This is a genomic window from Muricaecibacterium torontonense, assembly GCF_004793925.1.
Classification (GTDB): Bacteria; Actinomycetota; Coriobacteriia; order Coriobacteriales; family Atopobiaceae; genus Leptogranulimonas; species Leptogranulimonas caecicola.
Map to the genome: position 1 here is coordinate 669,058 of NZ_SRYE01000001.1, position 20,520 is coordinate 689,577.

Here is a 20,520-nt window from a genome sequence, read left to right on the forward strand (position 1 = left end):
AAGACTGTAAGCGCAGCAACCGCAGCAAGCATGGCAAGCGGCACACGACTGTAATGCAGCAATCGGCGTGGGACTGCGAGGGGCGCTCCACCAGACGGCAAATGGCAGCCGCACCAGACCCTCCGCACACATTTTGGGCTTCTCACAGTTACATCACCACTTGGTAACAGCCTGCAGCTCGAAACAAGACCGCTAAATTAGCCTTCTAGGCTTGCCCTTAAGAGCCCATGGGACACGTGTGTCCAGGCGCAACCGACGGCTATTGAGCTGTATCGCTTGGGCGCTCTGCCCCTTCCATAGATGGAGCAGTCGAGGGAGTTCTTATGACACAAGCTGAGCAGCCACGCACCCTCTGGTCGCCGCAGTTCGAGCACGATGCCTGCGGCATCGGCGCCCTGGCGCATCTCAAGGGCAAGAAGAGCCACCAGATGGTAGACGATGCCTTATCGGTACTGGTAAATCTGGAGCATCGTGGCGGCGTGGGCTTGGAGCGCTCCTGCGGCGACGGCGCGGGCATCCTCATGCAGGTGCCGCATAGGTTCTTCCGCAAAGAGGCTCAAAAAGAGGGCTGTCTGCTGCCCGACGAGGGCGACTATGGCGTGGCCATGCTCTTCTTCCCCCAGGACGATTTTGGGGTTCAAGCGGCCATCCGCATTTTCGAGGAGGGTTGCGCGGCTCACGGTCTGCCGCTGCTCTTTTGGCGCAAGGTGCCGGTGGACGCCCATGACCTGGGGGCTTCGGCGCGCGACACCATGCCCACCATCTACCAGGCCTTCATTGGGCGCCCTGAGTCTGTGCTTGCGGGCGACGATTTCGAGCGCGCCCTCTACGTGTGTCGTCGCACCATCGAGAAGACCGCCGAGAAGACCCACGCCCTCAAAGGCCGCATCTTTTATGTGTGCTCCATGAGCGCCAGGACCATCGTGTACAAGGGCATGCTGCTGGCCACCCAGATGCGCCGCTTCTTCACCGACCTCAACGATGCCGCAGTAGAAAGCGCCCTCTGCCTGGTGCACTCCCGCTATTCCACCAACACCACCCCCAGCTGGGAGCGGGCGCACCCCAACCGCTACATCATCCACAACGGCGAGATCAACACCCTCAAGGGCAACGTCAACGCCCTGCGCGCCCGTGAGCCCGAGCTCTATTCGCCGGTGCTGGGCGACAGGCTCGAAGACGTGTTGCCGGTGATCAACCGAGAGGGCTCGGACTCGGCCATTTTGGACAACGTGCTGGAGTTCTTGGTGATGAACGGCCGTTCTATGAGCCGCGCCGCCTCCCTGCTCATCCCCGAGCCCTGGGACAAGAACAAGCACCTCACCTCTGAGCGCCGCGCCTTCGACCAGTATCAGTCCATGCTTATGGAGCCCTGGGACGGCCCGGCCGCCATCGCCTACTCAGACGGCCGCACCCTGGGCGCCTCGCTGGACCGCAACGGCCTTCGCCCAGCCCGCTACTACATCACCCACGACCAGCGCCTGCTGCTTTCCAGCGAGGTAGGCACCTTAGACATCGACCCCGCAGACATCCTGGAGGCCGGCTGCTTGGGTCCTGGCGAGATGCTGCTGGTGCAGCCCGACGAAGGCCGCGTCCTCTGGAACGACGAGATCCGCAACGATCTGGCGGCTCAAAAGCCCTTCCGCCGCTGGATTGGAGACGAGACCCTCACCCTGGAAGACCTGGCAGTGCCAGAAGATTCTCAAGCTGCCGAGAAACCCGCACCCTTCGATGGCGCACCCTTTGCCTTTGCTATGGCTCAGCTGGGCCATAGCTACGATGATGTGGATGAGGCGCTGCGTCCTATGGCAGAACAGGCCAAGGTGCCGCTGGCTTCCATGGGCTTCGATATTCCTCTCGCCTGCCTCTCTGACAAGCCCCGGCCTTTCTACGACTACTTCTACCAGCTCTTTGCCCAGGTCACCAATCCCCCCATCGATGCGCTGCGCGAGAGTCTGGTGACTTCCACTTCGCTCTACCTGGGAAACCACGGCAACTTCCTGGAGGACGCCCGCGATAACTGCCGCCTCATCGCACTGGATGGGCCCATCTTGAGCGAAGAGGACTTCGCAAAGCTCTCCAGCTTGGATCGCACGGGTTTCTCGGCACGTACGTTTGCGTGCACCATAGCCGCAGGCGCTCCTGCGGGGGCTTTAGAGGCGGCCTTGGACCGTCTCTGCCAAGAGGCGGAGGAGGCCATAGCCCAGGACGTCAACATCATTATTTTGAGCGATCGGGCAGGCGCGGACGAGATCCCGGTGCCTTCGCTGTTGGCGCTGGGCGCAGTGCACCACCACCTCATGCGGCGCGGCCTGCGCATGAAGGCCGACATCGTGGTGGACACCGGGGATGCCCTGTGCGCCCATGACTTTGCGGCGCTGGTGGGCTTCTCGGCATCGGGGATCCACCCCTGGGGCGCCCATGACGCCATCCGGCACCTGGCGGCTACCGGGGAGCTGGCGGTCTCGGCGGAGCTGGGCATCCAGAACTTCGACAAGGCGGTCACGGCGGGCATCGTGTCCATCATGTCCAAGATGGGCATCTCCACCATGCAGGGCTACCATGCCGCGCAGATTTTCGAAGCAGTGGGCCTGGCGCCCGAAGTGGTGGACCGCTGCTTCACCGATACCCCCTCGCGCGTGGGTGGCCTCACCTTCGACGACATCCAGCGCGAGCTTTCCGAACGCTTCCGCGAAGTCAAGCTCATCGCCCAAAGTCCTTCGCCTGAGCAGCTGCCTAGCTCAGGCATGACCAAGTGGCGCCCTTTCAACGGCGTCTTTGCGGGAGAAGAGCACCTCATCGACCCCCAGACCATCTATCTGTTGCAGCGGGCCTGCCGCGAGAACAGCCGGGAGCTCTGGGACGAGTACGTGGCCCATGTGCACAGGGCCGGCCGCCCCATGATGCTGCGCGACCTTTTGGGCTTCAAGCCGTTGCCCTCTGGTCCTGTGCCGCTGGAAGAGGTGGAGAGCGCCGCGAGCATTTGCCGCCGCTTCAACACCGGCGCCATGAGCTACGGCTCCATCTCCAAAGAGGCTCACGAGTGCCTGGCCATCGCCATGAATCGCCTGGGCGGCCGGTCTAACACCGGCGAGGGCGGCGAGGACCCTGCCCGCGAGACGCCGTTGGCTCCCGGCAGCGCCCCCTGGTGGAAGCCCGGCGACACCGCCAAGAGCGCCATCAAGCAGGTGGCCTCGGGACGCTTCGGCGTCACCAGCCGCTATCTGGGCAGCGCCACGGAGATCCAAATCAAGATGGCCCAAGGCGCCAAGCCCGGCGAGGGCGGCCACCTGCCCGGCAAGAAGGTCTATCCCTGGATCGCCGAGGTGCGCCGCTCCACCCCGGGCGTGGGCCTCATCAGCCCGCCGCCCCACCACGACATCTACTCTATCGAGGACCTGGCCGAGCTCATCTTCGATCTCAAGAACGCCAATCCGGGCGCGCGCGTCTCGGTGAAGCTGGTGGCAGAAGCCGGCGTAGGCACCATTGCCACCGGTGTGGCCAAGGGCGGTGCCGACAAGATTCTCATCTCCGGATCCAACGGCGGCACCGGCGCCGCACCTCGCGATTCCATCTACCATGCCGGCTTACCTCTGGAGTTGGGACTGGCAGAGGCCCAGCAAACGCTGCTGCAAAACGGCCTGCGCTCCCGCGTGGTCATGGAGGCCGACGGCAAGCTCATGTGCGGCCGCGACGTGGCTATCGCTGCCCTTCTGGGGGCCGAGGAGTTTGGCTTTGCCACCATGCCCCTCATCGCCATGGGCTGCCTCATGCAGCGCGACTGCCAAAAGGACACCTGTCCGGCGGGCATCGCCACCCAAAACAAGAGCCTGCGCTGCCAGTTTGCCGCAAGCCCAGACCACGTGGTGAACTTCATGATGTTTGTGGCTCAGGAGCTGCGCCACCTCATGGCAGACCTGGGCTTTAGGACAGTGGACGAGATGGTGGGCCATCCCGAGTGCCTGGTGCAGCTGGAAGAAGCCGGCGGCTGGAAGGCCTCCACGCTGGATCTCTCTGCAGTGCTTGCCAACGGCGCCAACGCCTACGGCCTGGATATCCCGGGGGCCGCCGGCCGCCGCTTCCTGGATGAGATGGCCTTTGACCTGGCGCTGGAAAAGACGCTGGATGCCACGCTCTTCATCCCCTATACCGCGGCGGCCCGCCAGCACTTGGAGCCCATCGCCTTCCACGCAGACCTGGCCAACGTCAACCGCTGCGTGGGCACCATGCTGGGCGCGGCAGTGACCGCCCAGCATCCCGAGGGGCTGCCAGACGACACCATCAAGATCCAGTGCACCGGCTCCGGCGGCCAGTCTTTTGGCGCGTTCTTGCCTGCAGGCGTAAGCCTCACTATCACCGGCGACGCCAACGACTACTTTGGCAAGGGTTTGTCGGGAGGCATTTTGGCGGTGCATCCCAGCTCCAAGGCCACCTACAAGTTCAACGAGAACCTGTCCATCGGCAACGTGGCCTTCTACGGCGCCACGGCGGGCAAAGGCTTCATCAACGGGTTGGCTGGCCAGCGCTTTGGCGTGAGAAACTCTGGAGCCACGCTGGTGTGCGAGGGAGTGGGAAACCACGGCTGCGAATATATGACCGGCGGCGTCGCCCTTATCCTGGGCGAGGTGGGCGTGAACTTCGCCGCGGGCATGAGCGGAGGCGTGGCCTATGTGTTCGACGAGTTGAACACCTTGGACGGCCGGGTGAACCACGAGCTGGTAGACGTGCTTCCGGCAGACGAGAAGGACCTGGCCATCATTCGCGAGCTTATTCAGGAGCACGTGGGGCATACCCTGAGCCCCTTGGGCATCAAGCTGCTCTATCGCTTCGAGGTGCTAGGGCCCAAGTTCAAAAAGGTGCTCCCTCGCGACTATGCGCGAGTGACGGCACTGATGGATTCGGCGATGGCCGAGGGCGCAACCCGCTCCGAGGCCGAGACCATGGCCTTCGACGCCATGCGCATGGGGAGGTAGACCATGGGAAAAGTTGGCGGCTTCTTAGAGTTCGACCGCACCACCCACAGCGAGCGGCCAGTGGCGGAGCGCCTGAAAGACTTTGGCGACATCGCGCTTCCGCTTCCCGACGAGGAACAGCGCTTTCAAGCCTGCCGCTGCATGAACTGCGGCGTGGCCTTTTGCCAGACCGGCGCCTCCTTTGGAGGCGCCAGGACGAGTGGCTGTCCGCTGTACAACCTCATCCCCGAGTGGAACGATCTTGTCTGGCGCGGCCTCTGGGACCAGGCGGCTGCCCGCATGCGCATCACCAACCCCTTCCCGGAGTTTACCGGACGGGTGTGCCCGGCCCTCTGCGAGGCGGCCTGCAACCTGGGCCGCGATCGCGGAGCCACCATCATCAAAGACGACGAGCGCGCCATCTCCGACCACGAATGGGCTTCAGGCGGCCCGGCTCCGCTCTTCTCGGCTGCCGATAAACCCGCAGCCTCTGGGGCCGCCACCTCTGGGGAGGCTCCGACTTCTGTGGCGGTGGTGGGCTCTGGGCCTTCTGGCTTGGCCGTTGCCTGGGAGCTTCGCCGTCGGGGCTTTGCGGTGCGTGTCTTCGAGAAGTCCGACGCAGCCGGCGGCCTTCTGCGCTACGGCATCCCTGCCATGAAGCTGCCCAAGGATGTGGTGGAGCGCCGCATCCAGTGGATGCGCGACCAGGGGATAGCGTTCGAGCTCGACTATGACGCAGCCGCAGAGGAGAGCGTTTCTCGGCTGTGCGGCGATTTCGACGCCGTGGTGCTTGCAGCAGGGGCAGGGGAGCCTCGGCGCTTGAGGGTGCCCGGCGCCCAGTTGGATGGCGTGGTATTGGCCGTGGACTACCTCACTGCGTCCACCAAGGCAGTGGAGGGAGCCGGAGGGGATCGTGCGGCCTATGACCCAGCCATCAGCGCCGAGGGCAAGGACGTGGTGGTCATAGGCGGCGGAGACACCGGCACCGACTGCGTGGCTACCGCGTTGCGCCAAGGCGCGCGCTCGGTGAGGCAGCTAGAATTCATGCCCCAGCCGCCTGAGCATCGTCTGCCCTCCAACCCTTGGCCCGAGTGGCCCATCGAGCTCAAGGTGGACTACGGCCAGCAGGAAGCCATTCAGGTGGAGGGCGAAGATCCGCGCACCTTTGGCGCCGATACCCTGGAGCTTCTGGGTGACGAAACCGGGGCGGTGCAATCCTTGCGCTTCGCCCATCTGGACTGGTCTGGCGGCACCCCGGTGCGCATCGAGGGTTCTGAAGAAGAAATCCCTGCCCAGCTAGTGCTTATCGCCATGGGTTTCACCGGCCCTGCTCCGGAGCTCTTGGAAGCCTTTGGCGTGGCCGTGCAGGAGCAGCGCACGCTACCCGCCACGGCGCCTCAAAACCATCGCGCCCTGCGCACCCCTGACGCACCGGGCTTCTCGACTCCCGTGTATGTGGCGGGCAACACCCGCTCTGGCGCCTCGCTGGTGGTGAGCGCCATCGCCGACGGCCTCCTGTGCGCCAGAGAGGTAGCCGCTGGGCTGGACCGTTAATCTGGGGTAGCTTACCGGGTACCTCGCTGCTGGCTGGCTGCCTCGCGCCATCTGGGGCGGCCGCTGCTTGCGAGTCCACGGCCTACTGGCTGCCCCGTATTGTCTGGGTGGCCGTTCGTATTGCGTACTAGCTACCCTGGCAACAATGGGGGTGTTGCGGAAAATCCGACTTCATCCCCCCGATGTTATTGGGCAAAACCCGCAAATCTCGCAAAAGCCCAACAGCACAGAAGGGTCTTGCCGGATACCCTCTCAAGCACTGTTACTCCGCCCGCAGATCTGGCTTCCCAGGGGAAGCCAGATCTGCGAACTTATTTGCTGCGGGAAAGCGGTAACTGTTCTTGGAGCTCAGGGGCTCTGCCAAGTAGTACAGGTTGGCAGGTATCTCTGCCAACCAGCATAGAATGGAAGACCATGGAGTCTTACAGCCTTCCAATCTAGGTAAATTGGCGCTGGGGTTTGTAAAACCCCAGCGCCAAATTGGTGTTTGTGGCAGAAGGACATCAAATTGTTGCTGCCATCCTGCACAGACTGGCAGCCTCCACTGCCAACTAGCACAGATTGCCAGCCGTTACCGAAGCAGGCATCCCCCAAGGATCGCCTGCGAGTTTCAGGAATAAAAATACATACTAAGCATCAACGCAAGTAATAAATAAACAGATATGAATATCAATAGTCATTTCTAGACTTCATATCTACTGCTATCGCAAACAACCTGGTAATAGGTTGCATAACAGCCTATTGATTTCTGAAAAATAGGCACCCTTTTACATACCTAAAAGTACATTGAAAATAGAATATAGGGGCGTATATTCACTAATACGTGATAAAGTGCGCCAACGCTCACTCGACTCGGCGTGGCGCATCTGTTCGAGAGGTGGGAGTCATGAAAGGCCACATATCTAAGAAACGCGCCTTCGCCTTCCTGCTTTCGCTCTTACTGACAGTGCAGATGACGCTGCCAGCAGGTTGCCTGGAAGCCATTGCGCAATCCGTCGTGGGGGAGGGCATAGATTCTGAGCTAATCGCGGTTCAGGATGAGTCTGCTCTCGACCAACAGGTCTCAGACGATCAAGCGGCGCAACTTGACGGTTCGGCTGCCGAGAAGCCCGAATCCCCAGCTGCTGATCTCGAGGTGTCGAAGGAGGCGCCTTCTCAAGCTGAGGGAGATCTCAAGCAAGAGGCTCCTCAACCGGGTGTTGAAGCTGCCTCACAGCCTGCGAAGGCAGCGGCTCGAGCAGCCGACACCACAGTGGGGAGCATGGTTATTTCCGGCGGCGTGGCCGGTACCGACTATACCGTCAGCGGCGCCACCGTTGTGGTCAACACCTCAACGCCGTTGACGTTCAAGGGCACCCTGACCAACGGTACTGTGCAGATCAAGCAGGGCGCATCGGCCAACATCACCCTTGCCGGCGTCACCATCACGTCCAACACCAACAGCTCGCCCATCAATCTCATGGGCAGCGGCACCACTCTCAAGCTCTTTTTGGCCGACGGCACCGCGAACAACCTCACAGCGAACCTTGGTCAATATTGTGCTGGCATCCACTGCGGCGCGGGATCGACCCTCTACATCGACGACTCGGTAGCCAACTGGAGCGGCTCCACCCACGTGGAGGTTCTCAATGGCGTGGTAGACACCACTGCAACCTTGGACAATGGCACCTCGGTGACCAAAGGCGATCCGGTCACCCGTCTCGCCAGCTCCAACCCCGGCTCTTTGGTCGTCAAAGGCGGCTATGGGAGCGGCGCCATTGGTTCTGGCAGTAACGAGAACGCCGGTAACATGATCTTTGACGGCGGCACCATCACCGCCTATTCCGCAGGCGGCCATGCCAACAATGGCGGCACCAATGCCAACCAGAGTTGGAGCTCCGGCACGGGCATCGGCGCCGGTGCGGCAGGTGGCGCCACCAATATGTGGTTCAACGGAGCGCGTGTGGCCGCTTATGGCTCTTACCACGGCGCGGGAGTGGGTGCAGGTTGGTCCAGCGGCTCTGGAGGTTCGGCTCAGACTGGCGCTGTGGCTGGCAGCGGAAACTCGAAGTGCGGCAACATCTACATCAACGCTGGCTATCTTACCTCCCAGGGTTATGCCCACGGCAACGCTTTTGGTGGCGCTTGCGGCACCAACGCAAACCAGTGCATCATACGCATCACCGGTGGCACCTTGCATCCCTCCTCCTATACCGACAAGTTCGATATCGGCGGATCCGGTGGCTACACCATCGTCACTGGCGGCTCGGTCTATGTGAGCAATAAGAGCAAATTTACTGGCGTGGGAGATACAGCCTTCAACACCCAGGACGTGGCCTCGTGGAGCGATGTCACCGCTCTTGGCGGCTCTTTGCCTGCCACCGACAAAGTCTTTATGCTCACGGTGGATCTTTCCACCTCCTCAGAGAAGCTCAGCAACGAGAAGCTAGAAGACTTCAAGCTGTTCATCGGCGGCGAGGATGCCCATTACGGAGCTCCCACCGAGTTTGAAAACGGTAAGCTCTATCTCTGGCTTCCCGAATGGGTAGCCAAGCCCAATGCAGAAAAAGAAGTACGTATCGAGATGTCTGTGCGGCAGGCCGACGGCACTGTGAAGAAAATCGACCCCCTCTTCATAGCCAAGCCCTCGGCTTCCGATGCTACTCAGACAGTGAAGCGCTACATCGAGTTCGACTTCCCTTCAGACTACGCCAAGACGTTGGAGAAGGACTATGATGGACTGCCCTTCCCAGCCCTCACCGTGGATGCCACGCATCCCATCAATATCGAGCGCACTGTAGGTAACAGCGTTGTCAAAGAGACGCTCAACCAGCCAGAAGAAGTCAAGTTCAAGTATCAGATGCTCGCTCAAAATGAGGCGGGTGAATGGGTGCCCACCGGCAGTGAGTCCGAAGAGGGCAGTGCCACGCTGCCTGCCGATACTGGCCGCTTCCAAGTGACCATGACTTCCTACCAGTACGCCAAAGACCCCAGCTACGCTGCCAGCTACTGGGGCCATCAGGCCAAGGGTGTGGCGACCATCAACGCCGTGCCCGCCGTCCTTACCATGGAAGCCGCCCCTGAGTGGGGTAATCTGGCCGACGACGGCACCTGGACCCCCATCACCCAGGAGAACGCCGACGCCGGTATGGCCGGCAACCGCCTGAAGCTCCAGTTCAACATTCGCAGCGCCAATACCACGGCTCTCACTTGCGCTGCACCCACCGGCTCCTTCCAGGTCTCTATTGACGGAAAAGAGGTGGGTAAGCCTATTGCGCTCACCAAAGAAGCGGTGGAGGCCTCCAAAGGCTCGACTATCGCCAACCCCGACCTCTCCGTGACCTCCACCACCGGCGGCACCGAGACCCGTCACGCCACACAGGTGACCTACTACTTCGATCCCACCAACAACGACGCTCTGCTCAAGGCTCTCGAAGACGCCTCCAAGGGCGGCGAGCACAAGGTGAACATCGAGTACAAGGCCGACAAGAACTACATCCAGGGCGTCGACAAAAACCCCGACAACGCCAAGGAAGACGACACCTTCATCGTGCCGGTGCCTCCCACCACCGACGTCAAGCCTGATCCCGACAAGGACCCCAACGTCGACATCGAAGACGTCGATCCTGATCCCGACGATCCTGACAACCCCGACAACCCGGACAATCCCGATGACAAGGGCACCAAGGTGGTCCACAAATCGGTGACCTTGCGCTACAGCGAGTACTCGTCTAAGACCCTGGGCCTCACGTTCGAGTCCACCTCATCCATGCCTATGACCTGCAGCACCGCCAATGGCGCAGTGGCCGAGCTTGTGGCAGACAGCGAAGGCAATGTGCTCGACGCATCAGGCAAAGTGAACATCAAGGTCAACAGCTGCGGCACCACCCGCATCGTTATGGAGCAGGCGCCCAATGCGCTCTACACCGGCACCAAGGTCATCTTGGACGTCCGTGTCATCCCTGACGAGTCCTTAAAGCCCCAGGTGCAAATTCGCCTGGTCACCAACAACCTCACCCATCCTGGCGAGCCTGCGCGTCCCGGCGACGAGATCGAGTATCTGGTCACCGGTCTCAACCTGGTCAAAGGTTCTGCCTGGCAAACCGCCAAGCTCTTGGACACCATGGATCCTCGCTTGGAGCTGATCGAAGACAGCGTGAGCATTACCGACAATTACGCTACTCCCGACGTCTCCACTCGTCTGGGCACCGATGAGTTCTATGCAGCTGCTGCCAATGCGGGCTTCAAATGGAGCGATTTCGATTGGGATGCGCTGGCGGCAGAGGAAGGCTCAGGAGACGGCCAGTACATCTTCGACAAGGCAGCCTCCAAGGTCACCAGTTCCGTGGGCACCGTGTACGGTGGCCAGTCGGTAACCATGCGCTTCAAAGCCAAGCTGGCGTCCGGCACCGCCAACCGTCCGCAAAACCCCGACGAACCCAAGGATATCGAACCTGGTCCTGGTGGCGAGGGCACCTACGGCGTCAAATAGAATCCAGCCCCTGGTGAGACTCCCAAAGATCCCACACCTCTCGACCCCAAGGATCCCAAAGACATCTTGGTCATAGGCGACGGCGCAGAGGGAGACCCTGACAACCCAGACGATCCCGATGACCCCAACAATCCCGATAACCCCAGCTATGATCCCAATCCCACAGATCCCGGCGTCGTCCCGCCGCTGCCCATCATCCCCAAGGATCCTGTGATGGACCCCGATCCTGACGATCCCGATGCCAAGCCTGACGTCACGGTGGAAAAGACTGCTGAGAACCTCACCCATCCTGAGGCCAAGCATGCCATGGTGGGGGACGAGATCGCCTACGCCATCACCCTGAGCAACCGGGGCAAAGACACCGCCTGGTATTCGCCGGCCATCTGCGACCCTCTGCCTCAAGGCTTGGAGCTCATTCCCGGCACCCTCAAGCTCACGGGCGTCGACGGCGCCACCCAAGAGGTGAGCGACAGCGTCTACAGCGAGAAGTCGCGCGTCATCGCCCTCTACGTGGACGACCTTTACGGCGGCGAGCAGGTGACCTTGACCTTCAAGTGCCGGGTAACCCCTGACGCCCAAGGCACCCAGGGCACCAATGTGGCCTATAGCACCGGCCAAACCCCCAGCGACCGTTGGAAAGAGGAGCATCCAGATCCGGATCCCGACAACCCGGATAACCCTGACAACCCGGATAACCCTGACAATCCGGATAACCCAGACAACCCGGACAATCCCGACAATCCCAAGCCTAGGCCTAAGCCCGGCGACCCCTTCGTGCCAGACCCCAAGCCCGGCGACGACCCCACAGATCCTGATTACGATCCTTGGAAGGACACCGATTGGGACAACTTCCCTGATGGCGGCACTCCCGCGCCCAAGCCTTCGGACCCCGCGCCTACGGGCACTGAGTCGGGCATCATTCCTGCCGACCCTGCCGATGAAGGTCTCGCCATGGACCTTACCGGAGAGAACCTCACTCGCGATATCTCCCATACCATGGTGGGCGACACCATCCGCTACACCGCCACCTTCACCAATACCCAGGATCACACACAGCTCTATGACACGGTGCTGCGCAACCTGGTGCCCGAAGGGCTCGAGGTGGTTCCCGGCTCCATCCATGTAGAGGTTCCCAATATCCAGACGCCCTCAACCTTCCGTCTGCGCCTGGCAGCTCCCATGAGCGGTGTCGAGACCTTCTCGGCAGCAGAGGAAGACCAAGTCCAGGCATTGCGCCAGGCTCCTTTGGCTCTGGCTGCAGAAGATGAGGCTGCCTCTCTGGACGTCCAAGATGCCGAGAATCCCCAGCCCTCGCAGGATGACTACCTCACCTTCCCTGTGGCCGATGAGGCATATAACGCCACGAGCCGCACCATCGGCGTGCATTCAGGCCATATGCCCGCGGGGACCTCGGTGCGCCTGGTCTACGACGCTACGGTTGGCCCCAAGGCGGCCGGCAAGACCATCGTCGACCATGCTTGGGGCCATGGCTACAAGCCCAGCGCCTACGACGTGGACGGCGAGCAGCCCACCATCGGCAAGAGCTTCGCGCCTGCGGGTGGCCTGGAGGCCTTCCTGGCCAGCGAAGGCCTGGCTACCCTCCCGGCGCGCCACGAGATCCCTGTGAGCGAGATCGTCGATCCTGAAGACGGCGAGGTCCAGCTGGTGAAGACTGCGCAAAACCTCACTACTTCCTCGGGGGAGACCTATGTGGGCGACAGGATCCTCTACACGCTCACGCTTGCCAATGGCACTGCCGGCTCCATGGTCTTCGACGCCATCATCGAGGACACACTGCCCGCAGGGCTTACCCTCGACGAGTCCACCGTCTCCTTGAAGACTGCCGCCGGACGCATAGTGAGCTGCAGCAATGTCTATGACGCGGCAAGCCGCCGCCTCTCTGTGGCAGCCGGCGACATCGCCGGCGGCGCCTCTGCCGTGCTTACCTTCGAGGCGACGGTCAACGAGCAGGCGCTCTCCGGCGACGTGGGCAACGTGGCCCTCGCTTTCGGCACCAAGCCTTCGCAGCTTCCTGACGAGGGGCATACCCCTCTGACGCCTGGCACGCGCTATGACCCGCCCCAGGGCTGGGACTCGTTCCTGGCTCAACAGGACGGCCTCCTCTCCGTCTCCAGCGGCGAGCCTGTCTATCCGTCGCCTGAGGCGGGAGTGGCCAACCGTACCAAGGTGACGGTGCTGCCCGCGCGCGGGAGCCGCATCATGCCCAAGACCGGCGATGTCGCGACACTGGCGCCGCTGATGTCGCTCTTGGGGGCCGTCTCTGTCACCCTTACCGCAGCTGTGCGCCGCAAGCGCTTCTAGCATTCAGTAAGTAAAGCGCCAAGGCCGCAAACGCGACCGATAGTCTCGCAAAGTCCAGCATCCCTCATCAGGGGTGCTGGACTTTTTTGGAAACGTGAACGAGGTTGCCCAATAACCCTTTATGCATGCACTATATATAAACATAAAATATAGATATACAAAAATATAAAACTATAGCAATTAACCTCGGCAACCAGTGGCATAAATTAGTGGATTCTTTGACTTGAAAATATGAGTTATCAGAGTATATTCAGAGATAACTCTACTTTTGGGCCCCCTAGGCGATCAGGGTGCAAGACCTGTCGTCGCCCTCTGAGCCCTACGTTTCTTATGAGAGGCAGAAGCATGAACGCATCAATGATCAAGAAACGCATTTTTTGCCTTCGCGCTCACATTCCTGCTGGCTACTCAGATGTTCGCTCCGGGTGCCGCAATGCAGGTGCTGGCCGATGAGCTAGGGGCGCCCTCTTCGGGTCCTGTCGCTTTGGCCACCTCGGAGTCTGAGGCAGCTCCCTTGGCCCCAGAGGCATCGGCAGACCCCGCACCTTCTGAGGAAGCCGCTCCAGAGGAGAGCCAACCAGAGGCCCCAGACGCCCTTCCTACCGAGAAGGACGCACCTTCCTCGCAAGAGGCAGCTCCTGTTGCTGCGGTGAGCGTGGAGCTAGTGACACCTTCTGTGAACGACACTGCCGATGTAGTGCTCAAGAAGGCCGCTGCAGCTGCGGGTGTGGAAACCGACTACGGTGGGCTCACCATCTCTGGTGGCACGGCTGGCACCGACTATGCGTTGGAGACCGTTGCTTACACGCGAATCGGCCGCGGCAGCAACGAGAGCACGCAATACCAAGACGGCCGCAGCTTTCCTGCAGGGGGTTCCAACACCCAAAACATCTCGATGCTGGTGATCAAGCAGAGCGGTACCTACACCATTCGTAACACCGCCGGCGCCGGCACTGCGGTAGCCACGGGCATCCGAGTGGCTCCCGGCGTCCATGCCAACATCACCTTCGCTGGCGTGAATATCAACGGCAAGTTTCCCATGGACATCGCGACCAACTCCCATGCTTCCGGCAATGGCACCTCTGAGGTGTCAGAGGCAGATGTGGCCAATAAGACCACTGTGCATATCACTCTTGCGGATGGTACTGCCAACACTCTTTACAACAGCAACTTCGCCACGAAAGACACGGGAAGCAACGATACCTCGGCTGCACAGTTCCCCGGTCTTCGCTGCGGCGAGGGCTCGGTCCTGGTGATCGACGACGCAGTGACCAATGTGGACACCTCTGGAAACCCCATCACTCCCGAGCAGGGCATGATTCCTGCGGGAGTCAGCTATGTCTCCAAAGAAGGCACAGTGAAGACCTCGACGGGGAAGGGCTCCGACCTCGCTTCCAGCCTTTCTAACCTCGAGAGCGCCAACCCTGGTTCTCTGGCGGTCTACAGCGGCGTCCGCTCTGCTGCCATTGGCGGCGGTCCCATCGAGAATTCTGGCGACATGACCTTCAATGGCGGGAACATCCGAGCCTATGCCCAAGATCCCGGCGCCATCGGCGGCAATCCCGGCGGCAACGGCTCTGGGTGCGGCATCGGCGGTGGTCACGCAGGCGGTGGCACCACCATGACGTTCAACGGCGGCACTGTGGATGCCAGCGCCTCCTACCACGGCGCTGCCATCGGCGGCGGCTGCACCTATACCGGTGGCATGTCACGCAGCACTACCACCTATCCTTTGCGTGATGCCCTCATCTCTCGCACTGCAAATAAAACCATTGCGGGCGACATCACCATCAACGGCGGCTATATCAAGGCTCAAGGCTACTATCACTCCAACGCCTTTGGTCAAGGATGCGGCGGTACCAATACAGGCCATACCATCCTTATTACAGGCGGTACTCTGGAGCCTGGTTTTGGCGGCAATCCTTCATTTTTGGAAATTGGCGGAGACCGGGGCTATGTGGTCATCACCGGCGGTTCGGTGAAATGCACCCCCGGATATTTTCAGGGCAACGACAACGACGGCTTGGCTTACGGCGACCTCGAGCGCAAGACCAAGGTGTCCATGATGACGGTTAACGTGGCGCCTAAGATCGAGTCGATGGCCAGCGAGGCTGGAGTGACCCCCAATCTCAATGCCCATCTTGAGTCTTGGGAGCTCTTGCTTGACAAGTTCCCCACTACCCCGCCTTATGGAGCCCCGGCATCTTTCCTTCAGGGCAAGCTCTATCTATGGCTACCGGTCGGCACAAACCAAGATCATCAGATCGATGCCAATTTCCACTATTACGTGGGCGACAAGCTCCTTTCCTCTAACACTACGTTGCCTTCCGGTTCTTCAGGCTCCGGCGACACTGTGGCCAAAGAATGGGAGCACTTCACACTGGACGAGACGTTCATCAAGCAAAATTGGAGCAAGTACTACGACGGCGAAGCGCTGGCCCCTGTGGACGTGCAAGCCAATCCTATCAGGGTGGAGAATCCTGCCGGCGGAAGCCTCAACGACAACGGGGCCATCAAGTACAACTTCCAACAGGTGAACGAGGATGGCGAGGCTTTGAGTGCTGCGGTAACCGGCAGCCATACCCCGTCCGACGCCGGCCTCTACGAGATCGAGGTGCGCTCTGATCAATATCACAACAACACGACATTCGCTCAAACCTATTGGGGGCATAGCGCCACAGGACAAGCCGTAATCTACCCCGTATGCTCGGCTACTACTGCTGAGGTAAAGCAAGGCGTCACACTCACCTACACCGACCAAGACGGCAATCAGCAGAGCAAGACTTACACCGCCCCCACCTGGGCGCAGGACGACAATGCGGGCAATTTCAACGCCGCTACCAACAATCACTTGGTAGTGCCGGTGGATATTACCAGCGGACTGCTGCCAGATGGCTCCGGCGCCATGAGCTCTGCCAAGTGCAAGGCTCCCACCGGCCGCCTGCAGCTTTATATCGATGGGCGCAAGGTAAGCGAAGCCCACGGCGGCGTCATAGAGCTCACCCGCCAAGACATGGAAGACGCCAAGACCGCCAACCAGTGGATCGAGAAGGACGACGCGGGCCGCGAGCATTCCATGGCGTACTTCAACCTCACCCGCTCGCAGCTAGAGGCTTTTGGCCTTGCCGATAAAAGCGGCCAAGGCAACGAGCATACCGTGTTGGTGGAGTATACCAGCGCCAAGGAGGGCGCCGCGCCACGCGACACCCAGGAAGACGAGCCTGCAGGCCCAAGCGACCTCAAGAAAGACGGCCCAGGCGAGCCCTTTACGCCTGCTCACAACGATTCAGCCTATGTGAACTACTACGAATCCGACACCGGCGAGTCTGTGGTCCAAATCGACCTTGCGGTCCCTGACTTCAAGCTCTTCAACGAGATTGGCACCGGCTACGTGCCCAATGGCGAGGGCTTGGAAGACAGCCAGCAAACAGCCAATGATGCCAAGCTCAAGCTCGACGAGACCCACGAACGCGATCTGACGCTCAAGGAAGGGGAGGACGAGTCAAAGCGCAACATTCGCGACGACATCGAGGTCAAGAGCTTCCGCGACGAGGTGGACGATGACGGCAATGTCACCAAAACCCACGAGAATTGGTTCCCGCTCTATGTGCAAACAAACTCCATCGGCGACATCGAGTTCACCAGCTCCAATCCCACGGTGATCTCCATTGAGCCCAACGGCTACACCACCGACCGCACCTATGTGGAGAACAAGACAGACTACGGTGTGGCGGCCAAGGCCAAGGTTCTCTCGGCAGGCAAAACCACCATCACTGCCACGCTCAAGGGTACTGGTGCGTTCTCGGGTGCCACCAAATCCTTCGATGTCTATGTATTCCCCGACCTCGCAAAGAAGCCCGAGCTTTCCATTACGCAAACCACCTATGACACCACCCGAGAAGACGGCACCATCCGCCCCGGCGATGTGCTGCGCACGGTGGTCAAGGTTACCAACACCACAAAGGATTCTGCCTGCATCGACCCGGTGGTCACCATCTCGGTGCCTGCTGACACCACCTTCAAGCGCCTGGTGGCCGTCGATCCTCTGGGCAACGAAGTGGACCTCACCGACCAGGTGAAAGACAAGATCAAAGACGGTGTGGTCACCGTAGACTCGCTCACCACCATCTTTGGTGAGGAAACTTACACGCTCAAGATGGATGTGGAGGTAAAGACCAGCGTCGTCGACTCTGCCAACCCCGACCGCACGCCGCAGCTTACCAGCGAGTCTTCTGCCAAGGGCATCTACGGCGTGAACAAGGACCAGTTCGACTGGGACAACCGCCTCGACAAAGACGGCAACCCGGTAGATAAGGTCACCGCCGCCGCAGATCCCACCACTTCCGATCCCAATCCTGCAGATCCTAAAGACCCGGTCAAAGAGGTGGAGGATATTCTCGGCGGCGATCTGGTGGATCCCACACCCAACCCGCCCACAGACCCAGTGAAGCCCGGCGTGCCGGTGGACAAGGTCACGCCTGACTCTCCGCTGGACGATGCCAGAAAGCCGCTGCCCTCAGACCCTTCCAACCCTGATGCGGATCCCAAGCCTGACCCTGACAACCCCAGCCCTATCAAGCCGGGCGACCGCATCGTGAAGATCGGCGACACAGACGATCCCAAGACCCCAGAGGACATCGCCAAAGAGGTCGAGGAGCAGATCAAGAAGAAGCGCGAAGAGGACCCTGAGGCAGACCATGTGGACATCCCCGTGGTCATCGAGCGCGACGATCCTGACAATCCCGATGGCGATCCAGAGCAAATCACGGTCATCGTCACGGTGCCCATCCCCAAGGACGACCCTTCGGAAGACCCCGCCAAAGATCCCGACGACCGCGACGACCACGATCTCGTGGTAGTTCCCACCGATCCCGATCCCGACCAAGGCGATATCTCCATCACCAAGACCTGGTCCAATGCCACCCCGGGCGCCGATAAGCGCGCCAACCAAGAGATCGTGCAGGTGGGCGACCAGCTGCTCTACACCATCACGCTCGCCAACACCAAGGTGGGCTCGGCCTATTACGGCGCCAAGGTGGCAGACGAGCTGCCCGCCGGCATGGAATACATCCCCGGCTCCATCGAGGTCACCACCAACCTGGGCGCCAAGCTGACCCAGGATGACTTCACCGCAGACTACAATGCCGCCAGCCGCAAGCTCTATATCGCCGTAGGCCACATCTATGGCGGCGAGTCTGCCATCGCCACTTTCAAGGTGAAAGTCACTTCCGAGCGCCTCAACTACAACGAGCCTCAGACGTTGCCCAACGTGGCGCGCGCCTTTGGCACCAAGCCCACCGACACTGTCAAAGACCCCGAGCCCGATCCGGACGACCCAGACCATACCCCCGAACTTCCCAAAGAGATCAAGATTCCCGACGGCACCCCTGGTCCCTTTGGCGACGAGAACCCGCCTGCCGAGGACCCGGCAGACAAGGACCGCGATCCCGAGAAACCCGCCCAAATCAACCTGGAATACACCGTCAAGGTGAAAAAGGTGGCCGACGATGCCGAGAAGACCGCGGTCTCCCGCGACGAGCTTCTGGGCACCTTGAGGGATTTGGCCAAGGCTGATGGCCATGACCTGTCCGCTAAGCCCGATACCCTGCACTTCCATGCCAAGGAGTCTGAGCTCAAGCAGGCTGCCGCCGACGCGAGCGACCTGGCAGGCGAGGTCACAGGCGACGAATCCACCGCGCTCACTGCAACCGGCGAATCCACGCTGAGCACTACCTTCGTGCGGCCCAGCGGCGCCAAGGTCACCGCGGTGCTCCACCACATCGTGTGGGACGAGGAGGGCGGCGAGCCTGAGGACAAGCCGGATGCCTTCAGCGCCGACACCCAGGTTTCTGAGAACATCAGCAAGGGCACCATCACCCAAGAGCAGCTCTTCGAGCGTGCGCTCAATCTGGCCCAGTCCAAGGGCGGCCTCAACATCCCTGTGGGCATGAAGCGTCAAAACTTCAAGCTCATGCGCCAGAGCGCCGACGGCCAGTGGGTGGAGGTGGGCGCCGACGAGCCCATCGACCTGTCCCAGGTGGGCACTTACAAGTTCGAGGCCAACTATGAGCGCGAGGCCTCGGACGGCGTGCGCGCTATGGCAGGCCCCCTGTCGCTCACCTACGGGCTCTTCAAGTCCGGCCCCCAGAGCGAGAGCGGCCCCGGCACCTCTGGCCCGATAGCGCCCTCGGATCCCGATCCTGCCAAGGTGCAGGTCTCCAAAGAGTCTGCCAACACCACGCCCCATGAGGACGGCCAAGTGCACGTGGGCGACCTTTTGTCCTACGTAATCACTGTGTCCAATGAGGATGAGCCCTCCACCTGCTGCTATGACTTGGTCATCTCCGACGAGCTTCCTGAGGGCCTCGAGGTGGTCTCCGGTTCTCTCAAGATGATCCTGCCGGGCGGCGCCGAGAAGGAAGTGCCGGATTCGGTTTACGACCCGCTCACCCACTCGCTATCGGTCTACGGCGGCTACCTCAAGGGCGGCGAGACTGTCAAGCTTCGTTTCGACGTGCAGGTCGCTCAGGAGGCCGAGGGCAAAGACATCGGCAACCATGCGGTGGCTTCCTATGTGAACCCCTCCGACTCCACCACGGCCACCATCTTTGGCACCGAGCCTCGCCCTGAGCCTGGAGAGCCTGCCAAGACCAGCGATTTCGCCAACTCGCTGTCTACCGATCCCACGCCGGCTGCCTATCCCAACGACGCCACCGGCCCGGTGCTTCCTGCAGAGGCTCCAGTGGATGCGGCCAATACGTTGAAACCAGCGCCGGCGATCCTAAGGCACATCCTTCCCAAGACCGGCGATGTCGCCTCTGCCGCTGGATGGCTGGGCGCCCTGGCTGCCGCCGCAGCGGCTGCCACGGCGGCGGTGTGGCGCAAACGTCGCCACGAGGCCTAGGTTCTAGGTTGAGGCGGCAAGGGTTTCTCGGCAAGGGAGGCCCTAAAAGCCTTCTTGACTGCCTGGGCGCAAGACCCTTTCTCAATGCCCCTTCTTCTCGCCTCTTGGGCAGGGAAGAGGGGGCATTGTTATTAGTACAAAGATAAATGACCGCTGATAAAAGGACATATTTGCGAGCGAAGAGAGGGACTTTGGGCATTTCATCGGAAATTTGGAGCAAATCAAGGATCGAGGGGGTAGCCCGCGGCTGCGGCCCGTCATAATGACCATAGATGTGTGGGTCGCCACAGGAAGGGGACCCTTGACGACACCTTGACCAA

General features: G+C 61.0%; 5 protein-coding genes. All 5 read left to right on the plus strand.

All coding sequences use genetic code 11. The features are described from left to right. Positions 1 to 323: 323 nt before the first annotated feature. The 5 genes from gltB (at position 324) to E5334_RS02785 (ending at position 20,200) form a co-directional block, all read left to right on the plus strand. The gene (gene gltB / locus E5334_RS02765; RefSeq protein ID WP_136012060.1) at positions 324 to 4,970 is read left to right on the plus strand and encodes a glutamate synthase large subunit; all 4,647 of its coding nucleotides are present in this window, start codon (positions 324 to 326) and stop codon (positions 4,968 to 4,970) included. Between the two features lie 3 nt (positions 4,971 to 4,973). Next, the gene (locus E5334_RS02770; protein ID WP_136012061.1) at positions 4,974 to 6,503 is read left to right on the plus strand and encodes a glutamate synthase subunit beta; all 1,530 of its coding nucleotides are present in this window, start codon (positions 4,974 to 4,976) and stop codon (positions 6,501 to 6,503) included. An 886-nt stretch (positions 6,504 to 7,389) separates the two neighbouring features. Next, positions 7,390 to 10,974, plus strand: coding sequence for a hypothetical protein (locus E5334_RS02775; RefSeq protein ID WP_136012062.1), 3,585 nt, complete (start codon positions 7,390 to 7,392; stop codon positions 10,972 to 10,974). A gap of 66 nt (positions 10,975 to 11,040) precedes the next feature. Then, a complete protein-coding gene (locus tag E5334_RS02780; RefSeq protein WP_136012063.1) occupies positions 11,041 to 13,296 on the plus strand; it encodes an isopeptide-forming domain-containing fimbrial protein in 2,256 nt (751 codons plus the stop codon). Positions 13,297 to 13,708: 412 nt separating this feature from the next. After that, a complete protein-coding gene (locus E5334_RS02785) occupies positions 13,709 to 20,200 on the plus strand; it encodes an isopeptide-forming domain-containing fimbrial protein (protein WP_136012064.1) in 6,492 nt (2,163 codons plus the stop codon). Positions 20,201 to 20,520 lie beyond the last annotated feature (320 nt).

Bases quoted from the DNA above. Each gene is read 5' to 3' on its own strand.
- gltB (WP_136012060.1), top strand. From the start codon at position 324: ATGACACAAGCTGAGCAGCCACGCACCCTCTGGTCGCCGCAGTTCGAG.
- E5334_RS02770 (WP_136012061.1), top strand. From the start codon at position 4,974: ATGGGAAAAGTTGGCGGCTTCTTAGAGTTCGACCGCACCACCCACAGC.
- E5334_RS02775 (WP_136012062.1), top strand. From the start codon at position 7,390: ATGAAAGGCCACATATCTAAGAAACGCGCCTTCGCCTTCCTGCTTTCG.
- E5334_RS02785 (WP_136012064.1), top strand. From the start codon at position 13,709: ATGTTCGCTCCGGGTGCCGCAATGCAGGTGCTGGCCGATGAGCTAGGG.